This window comes from Paenibacillus pasadenensis (assembly GCF_023715725.1).
In the GTDB taxonomy this organism is placed as follows: Bacteria; Bacillota; Bacilli; order Paenibacillales; family Paenibacillaceae; genus Paenibacillus_O; species Paenibacillus_O pasadenensis_A.
Genome location: NZ_JAMBOT010000009.1, coordinates 135119 through 148746, shown reverse-complemented (window position 1 = coordinate 148746; position 13628 = coordinate 135119). Strand labels below are relative to the sequence as shown.

General features: G+C 54.0%; 12 protein-coding genes and 1 pseudogene. 5 read left to right on the top strand and 8 right to left on the bottom strand.

Going from position 1 to position 13628, the window contains the following annotated elements:
* From M3223_RS18940 to M3223_RS18925, 4 genes and pseudogenes are all read right to left on the bottom strand, one after another.
* Positions 1–447 (bottom strand): annotated as a pseudogene (locus M3223_RS18940) (RNA-guided endonuclease TnpB family protein); the annotation flags it as partial.
* Positions 448–452: 5 nt separating this feature from the next.
* Entirely contained in the window at positions 453–851 is a 399-nt protein-coding gene (tnpA, locus tag M3223_RS18935) for an IS200/IS605 family transposase (protein WP_251564459.1), read from the bottom strand.
* A 98-nt stretch (positions 852–949) separates the two neighbouring features.
* Entirely contained in the window at positions 950–1228 is a 279-nt protein-coding gene (locus tag M3223_RS18930) for a hypothetical protein (protein ID WP_251564457.1), read from the bottom strand.
* Between the two features lie 156 nt (positions 1229–1384).
* Complete coding sequence (locus M3223_RS18925) at positions 1385–2323, bottom strand: cupin domain-containing protein (RefSeq protein WP_251564455.1); 939 nt, start codon at positions 2321–2323, stop codon at positions 1385–1387.
* Between the two features lie 276 nt (positions 2324–2599).
* Here M3223_RS18925 and M3223_RS18920 point away from each other — a divergent pair, with 276 nt between their 5' ends.
* Positions 2600–3853, top strand: a complete 1254-nt coding sequence (locus tag M3223_RS18920) for an MFS transporter (RefSeq protein ID WP_251564453.1) — start codon at positions 2600–2602, stop codon at positions 3851–3853.
* A 402-nt stretch (positions 3854–4255) separates the two neighbouring features.
* Here M3223_RS18920 and M3223_RS18915 read toward each other — a convergent pair whose 3' ends face one another.
* Positions 4256–5329 carry a branched-chain amino acid aminotransferase gene (locus M3223_RS18915; protein WP_251564474.1) on the bottom strand — a complete coding sequence of 358 codons (1074 nt, stop codon included), beginning with the start codon at positions 5327–5329 and terminating at the stop codon, positions 4256–4258.
* A 166-nt stretch (positions 5330–5495) separates the two neighbouring features.
* Between M3223_RS18915 and M3223_RS18910 the strand changes: the two genes are divergently transcribed.
* On the top strand, positions 5496–6404 hold the full coding sequence (locus tag M3223_RS18910) for a LysR family transcriptional regulator (protein WP_251564451.1): 909 nt from the start codon (positions 5496–5498) through the stop codon (positions 6402–6404).
* Here M3223_RS18910 and M3223_RS18905 read toward each other — a convergent pair.
* Together M3223_RS18905 and M3223_RS18900 are read right to left on the bottom strand one after the other, a co-directional pair.
* Entirely contained in the window at positions 6390–7319 is a 930-nt protein-coding gene (locus tag M3223_RS18905; RefSeq protein WP_251564449.1) for an aromatic acid exporter family protein, read from the bottom strand. The two genes, M3223_RS18910 and M3223_RS18905, sit on opposite strands and share 15 nt — an antisense overlap.
* A gap of 306 nt (positions 7320–7625) precedes the next feature.
* Positions 7626–8135 (bottom strand): DUF402 domain-containing protein, encoded by a 510-nt coding sequence (locus M3223_RS18900; protein ID WP_251564447.1) that lies wholly within the window; start codon positions 8133–8135, stop codon positions 7626–7628.
* Positions 8136–8347: 212 nt separating this feature from the next.
* On the opposite strand from M3223_RS18900, the gene M3223_RS18895 reads away from it, so the two are divergent.
* From M3223_RS18895 to M3223_RS18885, 3 genes are all read left to right on the top strand, one after another.
* Positions 8348–9835 carry a CAP domain-containing protein gene (locus M3223_RS18895; RefSeq protein ID WP_251564444.1) on the top strand — a complete coding sequence of 496 codons (1488 nt, stop codon included), beginning with the start codon at positions 8348–8350 and terminating at the stop codon, positions 9833–9835.
* A gap of 212 nt (positions 9836–10047) precedes the next feature.
* The gene (locus M3223_RS18890; protein ID WP_251564442.1) at positions 10048–11046 is read left to right on the top strand and encodes a TRM11 family SAM-dependent methyltransferase; all 999 of its coding nucleotides are present in this window, start codon (positions 10048–10050) and stop codon (positions 11044–11046) included.
* Positions 11047–11187: 141 nt separating this feature from the next.
* Positions 11188–12048, top strand: a complete 861-nt coding sequence (locus M3223_RS18885; protein WP_251564440.1) for a hypothetical protein — start codon at positions 11188–11190, stop codon at positions 12046–12048.
* Here the strand turns inward: M3223_RS18885 and M3223_RS18880 are convergent.
* Entirely contained in the window at positions 12041–13399 is a 1359-nt protein-coding gene (locus M3223_RS18880) for an MFS transporter (RefSeq protein WP_251564438.1), read from the bottom strand. The genes M3223_RS18885 and M3223_RS18880 overlap by 8 nt on opposite strands.
* Between the last annotated feature and the right edge of the window lie 229 nt (positions 13400–13628).

Below are 13628 nucleotides of genomic sequence, written 5' to 3'. Positions count from 1 at the left end.
ATTCGACTTCTGAACAATGCGAAGCAGCCCAAGTTTACTGGTCTCAAGTAGACGCTTTTCTCGCTCAGCGATGGCAGCTTCCACAGTTAAGCGCTGTACCTTGTCATTCATGAATATTGGAAATGAAATTGAGTTTTCACGAATGGAATAGTTCTGGTTATTAATATAATAGACCCGACGTTTCAGAATGGGGCGTTTTGCATCTGTATCTTTTTTACGCGCCTGTTTTGTTTTCTGGTAAATGCTCTTCGCATCACGAATGACTTGGTTCTTAATTGCAGAAGGCAGTGAAGCGTCTACGGTCTTAGAGGTTAACTTAGGAAATGAGTCTAACTGTTCCGCCATTTCCGTCAAACGATTCACCGTCCTGATGTACTCCCTACCCATTTCTACCAATAAAGTAGGATTGTTTGGAAAGATGCGAATTTGAATGGTTAACGCTTGCATGTCGTTCACCCCCTTTTCTTTTGATTTTCAATATATCGTTGGATGGTTTCGCTTGAAACGTTTCCTTCTGTACTGACAAAAAAGGAGCGTGTCCAAAGAGAAGGCATGTGATTCAAGTGTTCAAAATGTTGACGCAACCGACGAGAAGTGATTCCTTTTACTTTTGCCATGATTTCTGTTGGAGAATCGGTTGGCAAGACGTTGAGAAAGAGATGTACATGATCTGGCATGACTTCCATTGCAACAATGTTCCAATCATGTTCTAAACAGATTTCCTGCACAAGTTGTTGAAGATGTGTCTCAACCTCATGAATCAGTACCTTACGTCTATATCTTGGACAAAATACAAAATGATAATTGAGTAGAGAAACCGTTGTTTTAGTCGTTCTGTAGTCTTGGCTCATGAGGATACTGTATCAGTTTGTCATAAAAACTGCAACAATGGTTTTGAGAGCTAATAAAATCCGGCTGATTCATCCCAATCCTAAAGGAAGGGGCTTTCTCAGCCGAAATTCTGTAAAGCGGATAGAAGCTTTAAAATCTCTTGTATTTTTTCTTTATCTTCAACAACAAATTCATCGCTCATATTCTCTGGGCCAGCAGCATATGTCAGGCTTGATACCTTCTCCTTATCAGCTTCTAGAAGAATCGCTTTGTTAAAATTTGTGCTCGGTTTAAACCCATACTTTACGAAGTCCTGCACTAAGGTAGTATTGTAGATAAGAATCAGAAGTATTGTCCCCATTCCTATTCGAAACCATATCTTCGTTCTGTTGTTCATTTAAATTAATCTCCCTTGCTATAACTAAAACAAGTGCTCACTCTTCAGCTTACAACATATTAACATCCAACAATATCCAATTAAAAGCAAAACCTGCCTCCGTCACGGAAGCAGGCTTTTTTTCACTTGCAACAGACTTAATTCAGTTTTTATCCCCTAGCGGTACGCCCCTGTTCCTTCGGCAGACTGAGCCGCAAACGGCCCGGCAAAAGCCCCTTGACCTTGCTGCGGGTATGACTGCTGCTGAGCGTAAGTAGCGTAATAGGACGGCTGCGCATATCCCGCTTGCTGCGCTTGCCCGTAAACGGCCGGTGCCGATGCATATGGCTGAGCATAACCTTGCACCGGAGCATAGCCGTAAGGCGGCTGAGGCGAAAATGGCTGAGAATAATAACCGGGAGGCTGCGTGCGAAACGGCGATTGCCCGTAAACAAAGGCAGGCACTGCCGAAGCGCTCGTTCCAGCCCACGGAGGCGCGGTATCATAAGCGGAAATAGCCCCTGCAGCAGCCGGCCAATCGCCCTCTTCCGCAGAGCCCTCCTCGTCGGCTGCCCGGTGCTGCTTGCAGTTATCCAACGGTCCGATTCCCACTGGTTGTTTAATTGGCGAGATGGCTTCCTTGTACTTGGCCTCGTCCAGACAGTACGTTTTGGCCATAACGTTAGCCGGAGTAAGCCGCAGCAGATCGGAGCCGAGAATAACCTGCGGCGTTGGAGCATCAAAGACGGCTAGAATATGCGTGTTATCCGATGTTGCCTCCTCATAATGCCACCAGCCCTGCGGCACGATGACGACCTGCTGCGGTGTAATCGCTATGCTAATCAGCTGGTTCGTGAACGGATTGATCATCGATACGGTCGCAGATCCCGAGATGAGGTACACGAGCTCTGAAGCATTTTGATGGTAATGAGGCTCCACATAATGGCCCTTGCTCATGAAGATATCCAGCAGCGACGCTGAACCGAGCGTCGGCAGCTGTTTGTAGCCGAGCAGATTGATGTAGTTCTGGTCGTTCGTTTTAAACGCCGTGTTGTTCCGCATATCATACGAAAAACTGAGATTAGGAGCGGTATAGTCCATATACGAAGTCGTCAAGTTCCCATCCATCCTTTCCCTATGCAGGTCTAGGTGCACACAGAAGGAGAATATGAGCGTTGACCGTCACTGATACGTGTTTTTTGTTTTCTAAGAATATGCCGTGTCTGTAAACTATAGTTAAAAAGAAACTTTACCTGGAAAATTTCAACATATTAAGTACAATGGATACGGTAGCCAGAGAACTGGCTCTACCGCGATTTACCCGGCTTCCCATAAAGCCGTAAACATCAGCTATATTGTATCCGCAGTCCTTCAAAAAGGTGGTTGATCTCTTTGAACAGTCCAGAAGAAATAAACGCCCCCCCAAACAGCCTGTTGCGCAACCGTTTCCTGCAGACGATTATACTGTCCAGCATCCTGCTGCAAATCGGCATCTGGGTGCGAAACTTTGCGATTCTCCTCTATGTAGCGGAGCAAACAAATAACGATCCCTATGCCATCTCACTCATTAGCGTAGCCGAGTTCGCGCCGATTTTTGTCTTTTCCTTTATTGGAGGCACCTTCGCCGATCGGTGGCGGCCTAAACGCACGATGATCGGATGCGATTTGTTATCCGCCGTCTCCGTATTTGTCGTGCTGCTCACGATTCATTATGGCAGCTGGGAATCGGTATATCTCGTAGCCTTTATCTCCGCCATCTTGTCACAGTTTTCCCAGCCTTCCAGCATGAAGCTGTTCAAGCAGCATGTGCCGGAAAGCCAGATGCAGCAAGGGATGGCGCTGTTTCAATCTCTGATTGCCACCTTTATGGTGCTCGGCCCGATGCTCGGAACGTTTATCTACAGCCGCTACGATTTGGAGGCATCCATTGCAGTCATGGGCGTTGCCTTCCTGCTGTCCGCGCTCGTGCTGGTGCGCCTGCCCAAGGATACGCAAGAACCTCGTCCGGCAGCGGTCAAAGGCCAGTTTCTCCGTGAGCTCGCAGAAGGATTTCAATATGTGTGGCAAAGCCAGGTGCTGCGCATGCTCGGACTGGCGTTTCTGCTTGCAGGTCTTGCCGTTGGCGTCGGACAGACGCTCAATCTGTTTATCGTAACGGAGCAGCTGGGCAAAGAAAAAGAATTTCTGCAGTACATGCTGATGGTCAGCGGAATCGCTATGCTGATCGGCGGCGGGATTGTCGCGGCTTTTGCCAAACGGGTTTCTCCCCAGCTTCTGCTTGCAATTGGAATGATTAGCGGCGCGGTCTGTACGATCATCATCGGATACTCCACAAGCGTACCGCTTACGCTCAGCGTCCAGTTTATTAATGGACTCATGTTTCCGTGCGTTCATATCGGCATCAGCACGATGATTCTCAAATGGGCGAACGCCTCCATCGTCGGCCGCGTCAACGGCGTGCTTAATCCGCTGTTCACCGGCATGATGGTCCTGTCCATGTCGTTTGCCGGCACGCTCAAAAATGCTTTTTCCGTTGAAATCATCTATAGCGGCTCAGGCTTGCTGTTTCTGATCGGCGCGCTCGCGATGGTGCCGATTATGCGTCAAAAAGCTCCGCCAGCGGAGCAAGCGCAAGCCGCTTTATAATTTTCGCCGTCTCCGAACTGGAGGCGGCTGTTTTTTTATTAGGGGAACACGCGCTATTTGTATGATTTATCACTCAAAGTGTGGTTGGGCCGTGTCCATTTATCAAAGTTTGTACGAAAAATCATACAAGTTGGGCTTGCCATGGACGGCGAAAGTGGAGAATTGTATGTTTTATCATACAAAGCGTAGAAAAAAGGCGGCTTCAAATCGGTTTTTGTACGATAAATCGTACAAGCTGAGCACCATACAAGATTCAGGTGGCCAAGGATAATTCTGCGCGGCGCCGGGTTATTCGGAGTATTGGTTCATTTTATAAAAATAGACCTTCAGTCCGCAGCCCTCCATTAGAGACTGCGGCCGAAGGCCTTTTATTTTCAACAAATCAATGACGGTTCATCCAGCTTAGTCCTTCAGCTCAACCGTCCAGCCGAACGGATCTTCCTTCTCGCCTCGCTGCAGGCCGGTTACCTCGTCGTACAGACGCTGCGACAGCTCGCCGGTGCGCCCGCCGTTCAGCGTCATCGCCTCGCCCTGCCAGTACAGCTCGCCAATTGGCGAGATGACCGCAGCCGTGCCCGTGCCAAACGCTTCCTTGAGCTCGCCGCTGCGGTGGGCGTCAGCCACTTCCTGCATCGACAGCTGGCGCTGCTCGACTTCATATCCCCAGTGCTGAAGCATTTGGATGACGGAGTCGCGCGTAATGCCGTGCAAAATGCTGCCGTTCAGCGCTGGCGTGACGACCTTGTTGCCGATTACAAAAAACACGTTCATGCTGCCGACTTCCTCGATGTACTTGCGGTGCACGCCGTCCAGCCAAAGCACCTGGGAGTACCCTTTTGCCGACGCTTCCTCTTGCGCTTGCAGGCCGGCTGCATAGTTGCCCGCCGTTTTTGCCTCGCCTACGCCGCCTGGAACGGCACGAACGTAACCCGACTCCACATAGATGGATACCGGATTAACGCCTTCGGAGTAATACGCGCCGACTGGAGACAGGATGATCATGAACTTGTACTGAGTGGATGGAGATACGCCGAGCGTCGCCTGAGTCGCGATGACAAAAGGACGAACGTACAGCGATGTGCCTTCTTCGGAAGGCACCCAGTCGCGTTCCACAACAAGCAGCTGGCGCAGAGCTTCAAGGAACAGCTCCTCGTCGATTGTCGGAATGCTCATGCGGGCGTTGGACAGATTCATCCGCTTGATGTTGCTGCGCGGACGGAACAACAGGACGCGGCCGTCAGCCGTCAAATAAGCTTTAAGCCCTTCAAAAATCGTCTGGCCGTAGTGGAACACTTTGGCCGCCGGGTCCAGCGTAATCGGCTGGTAAGGGACGATGCGGCCGTCATGCCAGCCCTGCCCTTTGTCGTAGTCCAAAATAAACATATGATCCGTAAAACGGGTGCCAAACACGGAGCCTTTCAACGACTGCTTCGCCTTAGGGTTCGCGGTACGCTCAATCTTGAATTCGTAACTCATCTTCATTTCTTCCTCTCTCGCCGTCCGCCCCGTCAGGCGTCCGTTCATTCTTCTACTAGTCATCATACCAACTCATTGGATATAGTTAAAGGACGGGTTTTATCCAGTTCTGCATACCTTTAAGGTATGAATGATTCATTCTTCCCCAAAAAAGGAGACTTCTGTCATGGACATGCGGCAGCTGAATTATTTTATAACCATTGCCCGTGAAGGGCAGATTACGCGAGCCGCCCGCGTTCTTCATATGGAGCAGCCTCCGCTCAGCCGCCAGCTGAAACAGATGGAGGAAGAGCTCGGCGTTCTGCTGTTCGACCGGGTCGGGCGCAGCCTGCGGCTGACCGGAGCCGGCAAGCTGCTGCTGGAGCGCGCGGAGCGGCTTATGCGTGAATTTGCCGATACGCTTCAAGAGGTGCGCGAGCTGGAGGAGGGCATACGCGGCATGCTGTCCGTCGGCGCCGTCGTCTCCTGCATCTCGCTGCTGCCCGCGCCGATCCGCCAGTTCCACAGCCTGTACCCCGAGGTCACGTTTAAAGTGCATGAGGGGGATCATTTTTCGCTGGGGGAAGAGCTGGACGAAGGAACGATTGAACTGATCATAACGAGGCTTCCGTTCGAGTTCGACGGCAATCCCGACGTATACCGGACGGCTGTTCTGCCCTCCGACCCTTTTGCAGCTATTTTGCCAATGGGCTGGGCCCCGGAAGAGGAAGGCGCAATTACGCTTGCCGAGCTGGCGGAGCATCCTTTTCTAACGTTGAAAACAGACCGCACAACCGCCATGCACGAAAAAGTGCTGCAGGAGTTCCGGCGCGCCGGCTGCGAGCCGCGTATTCTATGTGAATGCTCTAGCGTTGCCGTCATATTGTCGCTTGTTTCCGCCGGAATTGGCGCTACAGTGCTGCCCCGCTCCGTGCTCGCTTCATTTCAAATGTCCGATATGGAGCTGCGGGAGCTGAAGGGCGGAAGCTTTCATTCCGAGGTCGGCATCGTATGGAGACGCGACCGTTATCTGTCCAAAAGCGCCGAACGTTTCATCGCCACGCTGCTGGAAGGAAATCAGTTAATCCAACGTTAAAATAAACCGCTCCAGCTCATTCGCCATGCTGTACAGGCTGGCTCTCGTTTCAAATTCCTCGCGCGATTCCGGCAGCGGCAGCTCCTTATGGTACACGCGAATTTCCTTCAGCCGGTCCTGATAGTCCCTCCCGCCGGGGATGGTGTTCCAATGATCCGCAAGATCGTCCAGAAACTCCCCGATGTTCCGCCCCTGCTCCAGTCTTGTGTCCACCTGAGAAACGAGCGGCATCATGATTTTCAGTATATCGACCTGCTTGCGCCGTCTTTCATAATAGGAATAAAACAGGCTGCGCCGGCCGCTGAAATCATTTTCCGTTGCCTGTACCCCGAGCGCCCTGGCTTGAACGAGCAGCTGCTCCAGCTCCAGAAGTTCGCGGCCGTCCCATATGCTGCTGCCGTCCTTGAGGTATATCGCCAGCTCCCGCAAAATCGTTTCAATCCGGCTTTCAATCCGCCGCTTCAGCTCCAGCACCTTGCGCTCGTTGCCCGGCATATACAGATTGACGGCAAGCGACATCCCGAGGCCGATCAGAATAATAAGCAGCTCGTTGCCGATAAATGAGAGCGTCAAATCCTTTTGAATATACACATGCATCATAATAACCGAGCTGCTGGCGATGCCTCCGCTGCAGCGCAGCTTAACGCATAAAGGAATCAGCAGCAAAAAGATCGGAACAAACAGCAGCGAGTGATAGCCGATCAGCTCAAACACCAGGCCGGCAATAACGATGGCGACAAGGCAAGCCAGCAGTCTTTCCCAAATGGCATGGAATGACTGCCAGCGCGTTTTTTGAATGCAGAGCAAAGTGAGGATGCCCGCCGAGGCAAAGTTCAGCAGTCCAAGCTGCTGGGCGATCAAGACGGACAAGCTGACGCCGACCGCTGTTTTTAATGTGCGAAATCCAATCCTCATAAGCGGCTCCTTGTCGGGCGGTTAATGTGCTCAAGATTATACCATGCCGGACTAGGCCATACGAAACTGGCAGCACTCCGTTGATTAACTGCTTTTGAGCCGGTTTCTTCTTAAACAGCTCCAGAAGCTAGCCGTCCGGCAGCAACACTCCACTTACTTGGCCCGAAGTTAAAATTCGTCCAGAATAAAAAAGGCCGGTCCAAGCGCACGCTGCGCCTAGCTCCGGCCCTTTTAATCGCGGTATTGGTTGAAGCTCGGCTGTTTGTATAGCAGTCGCTTGTGCTCTCTGGGTCCGGGCTTGTCATTTTAAACGGAAAGAAACTCCTGCACCTTCGCCTCCAGCCAGCCGTCGAACGGAAAATTCCGCTCTTTAATCAGACGGAGCAGCAAATCCCGCTCGGATTCCGTTCGGGCGATTAGCTCGGCAGGGTAGCCAAATTTTATGGCATGCTCGCGGAACTCGTCTTCGTCGACGACCTCCCAGTCTCCGCCGGGCTGTTTAATGATGTCGATATCAAGGTCGATAAATTCAATGAAGCCGTTTTTATCCGCTGGAGGCATGCAAATATTGCAGTAGTAGCTTAACGCACCGTTCGGGTGGAGCTGCACGCTGGCCGTAAACCATTGGTTCAACGGCAAAAATTCCAGGGTCGGGTTATCGACGATGAACGTCTTGCCCTTGCTGTGATGGACGAGCTTTCTCAGCCTCTCTCCTTTCACGAGCACATATTCTCCGGTTGCCTCGATGAGCGTTGTTTCCCACTCGTAGTGCGGAATGCCCCCGTATTTTCGAGCCTGGATCGGAATGGTCTGCAAGAGCAATCACTCTCCTGATTTAAATGCTAGGTCTATTATAGTTCCCTGTCGCGTTGAAAATCGAAATCTGTTCCGTGAAGCGCAGGGTTTGGCTTAATCAGCCGAGCCCTTTTCTCATGACTTCCGAACCATTTTTGGTGCGGCAGCACAACCGGAATCGCCTAATATGCGTCCAATTAATAGAACCATGATCCCGAAAGGAACTCAACCTTATGACAAAACTAACGATAGATTCCTTGCCAAAAAGATTCGCTACGCCTATCCGGCTGGCAGCAGCTCTGCTGCTCGGCGCCTCGCTGCTTGGAGGCGGCGTAACGCCGCATGCCGAGGCGGCCGCTGCGCGTTTTGCCGACGTGCCCGCCAAGCACTGGGCGGCAAGCGACATTGCCTGGGCCGCTTCCGCAGGCATCGCCCAAGGCGACGGCAACGGCCGCTTCCGCCCTTCCGGCGCGCTGAGCGAGCCGGAATTCCTCGCCTTTGCGGCGCGCGCCTACGGCGTCGCGCCCGCCGCAGGCGCAGCCCCCGGCGCGGCTTGGCACGCGCCGTATTACACCGCCGCCGCCGCGCAGAGCTGGGCGGCGTTCCATGCTGCGCAGCCGTCCGCCCGCTATACGCGGGGCGAGGCGGCGCAGCTGCTTGCCTCCGTCGCCGGGCGCTCCGGCGGCGAAAAGGACGCCGTGGCCTGGCTGCTCGCGGAAGGGATCGCGAGCGGGCGCACGGCGTCGACTGCTGCCGGCTATGAGAGCGGCAGCACGCTTACCCGGGCGGAGGCGGCAGCCCTCCTCCGCCGCATGCTGAAGGCGTACCCCGCAACCGGGGGCACGCCTTCGGCAACGCCTGCGCCGACGGTTACTCCGGCGCCTTCCGCCACGCCGGCTCCGACGCCGGATTCGGCTGGCGCAGGGCCGGAGCTGCGCGGCGTGCAGCTCGGAGACAGCGAGGCGTCGCTGCTGCAGACGCTCGGAGCCCCGGACCGCAAAGACCCGACGCAGGACGGCTTTATCTGGTACATTTATAACAAAGATTATTCCCGTTACATGCAAGCGGGAGTTGGCGGCGGTAAAGTGGTTGCTCTATATTCGGGATCGCCCGAGGCGTTCGGCGAAGGCGGCGGCTTGTGGAAATCGCTCCTCCCCGGCATGAGCGCAGCCTCGCTCAAGGAGCAGACGGGCCAGCAAATTCCGGCGTCGGATGAGCGGTTTTCGTTTACATCGGGCGGTATCAAAACAACCCTGTTCCTGGACGCGCTTGACGGCGGCAAGCTGGATGCTCTGTTTGTCCAGACGAACAGCCCGTCCGCCTCAGCGCCAAGCGCGGAACAGCTGGCCAGAGCCTCCGAACGTCAGGTGTTTGACCTGACAAACGCGCTGCGCGCCAAAAAAGGCCTGCCAGCTCTGGCTTGGGACGATACAGCGGCTGTTTCGGCCCGCAAGCACAGTGCAGATATGGACAAACGCGATTTCTTCGATCATACAAATCCTGACAACATAGATCCGTTTGACCGCATGCAAGCCGAAGGCATTCGTTATAGCGCAGCGGGCGAAAATATCGCCTACGGCTATCGTACCGCTATCGAGGCCCATAACGGCTGGCTGAATTCCTCCGGTCACCGGAAAGCGATGCTGCATGAGCGCTTTACCCGTCTTGGAGTCGGCGTTCACAACAACTATTACACGCAGAACTTTTACTCGCCATTATAATTTAGGATCTTCGATAACCTGCGTCCGCCGCTTGCGGCACGCAGATTATTTGCAATTGCGGTGATTGTCGCCGCCGCCCCCTTCCCCAGTACGTTTTCAGCAGCGCTTCACCTCTGCCGAAGCTGGCTTGCGCCGCTCCGGCAAGGTACAATGAAGCATCGGCTGCGCATGCAGTACGACCCACTCTATGACTAAAAGGAAACCTTACCGCAATGACTTTAACTGATGGACTTACCGCCTCAGACCGCTCTGAACGAAACGGCCAAGGCTATTTATACACATACGCCCGCCATGAATCCGAGGCGGAGTTATGCTCACTTGAGCTTAGCTGTCTATTTCCAGGCTTGCAGCTGGACGAAGAGGCGCGGGCTTTCCGCCATGCGCGGCAGATTGAGCCGAGCCGAAGCCCTTTCATCAAGCAGCGGCTGGATATCCGGCTGGACTGCGGGAGCGACGATGAGCTGATGGATGTTGCCGCAGCCTCGCTATCCTCGGGCAGTCTCACCTTTCGGTCTCGCTACGTAAAAACAGGTGTTGTTGATGAGCCGGACAACGACAAAAGACTCGCGCTGGAACGGCGGCTTGGCCTTGCGGTTGAAGGCGAGCCTGATTTAAAGCGGCCCGATATCGTTTTTGGCCTTACCCGATTCGCGGGCCGCTGGCTGACCGGGATTTTGCATGAAGCGGAGCCGGTCTGGCTTCGTCATCAGGAAAAACCACGCCAATATTCCACCGCTCTGCCGACACGGGCGGCTCGCGCCGCCGTCAACATCGCCGTTCCCGAACCGGAGGGACAACGGCTCCTTGATCCCTGCTGCGGAATCGGCACTGTATTGCTAGAAGCGCTCTCCATGGGAGTCGACATTCGCGGCGGCGATCTCAATCCGCTCGCCGCAACGGGAGCGCGTGCCAATCTGGAGCATTTCGGCTATTCCGCCAATCTTGTCTCTATTGCAGATATGAGAAGTTTGGAGGGAAGATTCGACGCGGCCATTTTGGACATGCCGTACAATCTCTGCTCCGTTTCGCCTCCGGAGGAACAGCTGGATATGCTGCAAGCTCTTCGCCGCTTGGCCGCTCGCGCCGTTATTGTTACGACAGAGCCGATTGAGCCGATTATTCGTGAAGCCGGGTATCGAATTCAGGAGACTGCCCGGCTTACCAAAGGCAATTTTGTGCGTTTTGTGCATTTATGCGTTAAAGAGTCTTGACAGCTTCTAGGGCAGTCAGATATAGTTGACTCACGAACATATGTACCCTTTCTTAATGCGGAAGCACCGCAGCAACGGCTTAATAAGCCTGTTTGCTGCGGTGCTTTTCTGCGTTCTGGAAGCAATTTGAGGAGGTATATGATGAACCGGTTCATTTCTTTCCCGATTAATCACTATTCATTATTAATTGTTTCCGTCGTCCTTGCAGGCTGCTTTGCTCTGCTATTTTCGCCTTCTATCAGCGAGGCCGCCTCCCTGGAAATCAGCCCTTCTGCCCAAACGGGCTTTGAGAAAGCTGTCGCCAAAGCAGACTCCGCCACAGCCGACCGTCTGAACAGGAAGCGCCAGGAATACTCGGCTCTGCTCCAGCGATTATCCGATTCACGCAGCCAGTCGCAAAATCTGCATGCGGATGCGCTGAAGCTTAGCACCGCCGTCCGCCAGGCGTCCGCTTCAATTGACAGCGAAGCTATTCGCGCTCAGGAAAGCCGCGTAGCAAAGGCCAAGTCGGTCTATGAGCCAATGTATGCCGGATATACGGCGCTGAACAAGCGTATTCGTGCCGCTGCCGGCTCCAGCAAAGAAGCTGCAAAGGCGCTGCGAATGCAGGCGGATACGATGCAAGCCGCCGTCCAGCTTGCCCGGCAGTCCCTGCGGCTTCAGCAGGAGCAGCTCAAAAAGCTGAAAAGCGAGCGGACCGCCAAAATCACGGCCATCCGCAAAACACTCTCTGGTATGGACAGCTTGAACGACGCGCAGCGCGTCCGCAAATCGTCAGCCCGAATTCCAGAGGCCGCTCTTAAGGATGCGTTGAAGGACTTTTCGGCAGCCGCCCGCAAAGGGGAATCAGCGTTGATGGAGCGCTCGCTCTCCGCTATGGTGGACGGCGGACGGCGTCTGCTCAAACAATGGGAGGAAATCGTCGAGCAGGAGCGGCGCTATCTCTCGATCGCCGAGCAGGCCCGCAGCCAGCTTGCCGGATTCGGCGTCAAAATCAGCTGACTGCCTGTTCATCCAGCCTATCAGCCGGTTTCCCGTCCGCTCCTGCCTGAATCTGCCTCCGGTACAACGAGGCAAGCAGCGCTGTCAGCAGATAAAAGAGCCCAGTCATCGTATACACGACCTCAATTCCCCAGCGGTCTGCCATCCACGACAGCAGAACGACGGATAAGCCAAAAAGGGAATATACGAGCGTATTTTCTGCGCTCATTACCTTAGGCAGCTGTTCCGGCGGACAAGCCTGCTGGAATACGGTGCGGCGCATGACATTTCGCAGCTCCTGCGGCGGTCCCATCAGCACCACCAGCGCCAGGGCGAGCGCCGGCGACGTCGTCCAGGCAAAAATCACGGTAAATACTCCCATAATGCCAGCGCCCGCAGCAATAGAGAGAGCAGGGTGGCCCGACAGGCGGCGCGTGAAGGCAACGACCAGCAGACCGCCAGCAATACAGCCGGCAAAGTAACCGCCGTTTATAAAGCCATACCATTCCGCACCGGATTGCAGCTGCTCCGTCGCGTACACCAGCATCATAGCCCCGATCCAGGCGGCGCCGACCGTTCCTTCGATTGCATCGATTACAATCAGCACCCGCAGCACAGGGTTGCGCCAAATGTTCTGCCAGCCTTCCTTGACCGACTGCCAGGCTCCGCTATTCTGTTGGGGCTCATTAAGCACATTGGCGGTCGCAGCAACTTCGGCAGAGAGCAATTCCGCTCCCATGCCGGGCTGCTGCGGTTCGGCCAAAGGTTGATTTGGCGTTGCTTCAACGGACGGCTCATGCTGCGGAGCCGGCTCTCGCAGCGGCAGCGTAAGCAGAAGCGCGGCAGCATAGATGACGAGTGTTCCCGTCATAACGGCAGAAGCGCCGAGCCAAGCGACAACTACGCCCCCGGCCGACCAGCCTGCCATCATGACAACTTGATCGGTCGTAGACATAAGGCCGTTTGCACGCAATAGCTCTTTTTTGCCTGTATATCGCGGCACAAGCGCATTGCGCACCGGAGTGGTTATGCCGTCTGTGAATGACAGCACCGCAATCAGTCCCAGCACCAGTGGAATGTCCGTTTCCGCCATTCCTCTGCTTAACAGAAGAAGCAGGATAAATCCAACTACCTGCAGAAGCTGAGACAGCTTGATGAGCAGCGTCAGCCGAACCCGGTCCATCACGATTGGCGCAACAACTCCGCAGACGAGTTGACCTGCGACACGGGCAATTGGTACGAGAGAGGAGAATAACGCCGAGCCTGTCAGCTGATAAACGATTGTTACGATGGACAACAGATAGAGCGTATCGCCAAGATTGGAAATACTCTGTCCCGCCCATAAAATCCGAAACATGCGAGGGTAAAGCATGTTTTCTAATGCCCCTTTCAGCTGCTTCTGCGGCGTTTCCAACAGCTGCATACTTTATAAAGTATTTTATTTATAAAGTCACTATACGGAACCCGCTCTATCTCTGTCAACCTGATATTAGCGCTTTACCGCAAAGGGCAGCGGCGCATTGAAGGGAGATTGCACCAGAGGTCAGGTTCCAGCACTGCTTCAAAAGCATGATTCAACGCACTTTACTCACATCCCATCC

Excerpts from the sequence above, each read along its gene's own strand:
- tnpA (WP_251564459.1), bottom strand. The coding sequence starts at position 851 with ATGAGCCAAGACTACAGAACGACTAAAACAACGGTTTCTCTACTCAAT.
- M3223_RS18930 (WP_251564457.1), bottom strand. The coding sequence starts at position 1,228 with ATGAACAACAGAACGAAGATATGGTTTCGAATAGGAATGGGGACAATA.
- M3223_RS18915 (WP_251564474.1), bottom strand. The coding sequence starts at position 5,329 with ATGAGTTACGAATTCAAGATTGAGCGTACCGCGAACCCTAAGGCGAAG.
- M3223_RS18910 (WP_251564451.1), top strand. The coding sequence starts at position 5,496 with ATGGACATGCGGCAGCTGAATTATTTTATAACCATTGCCCGTGAAGGG.
- M3223_RS18905 (WP_251564449.1), bottom strand. The coding sequence starts at position 7,319 with ATGAGGATTGGATTTCGCACATTAAAAACAGCGGTCGGCGTCAGCTTG.
- M3223_RS18895 (WP_251564444.1), top strand. The coding sequence starts at position 8,348 with ATGACAAAACTAACGATAGATTCCTTGCCAAAAAGATTCGCTACGCCT.
- M3223_RS18890 (WP_251564442.1), top strand. The coding sequence starts at position 10,048 with ATGACTTTAACTGATGGACTTACCGCCTCAGACCGCTCTGAACGAAAC.
- M3223_RS18885 (WP_251564440.1), top strand. The coding sequence starts at position 11,188 with ATGAACCGGTTCATTTCTTTCCCGATTAATCACTATTCATTATTAATT.
- M3223_RS18880 (WP_251564438.1), bottom strand. The coding sequence starts at position 13,399 with ATGCTTTACCCTCGCATGTTTCGGATTTTATGGGCGGGACAGAGTATT.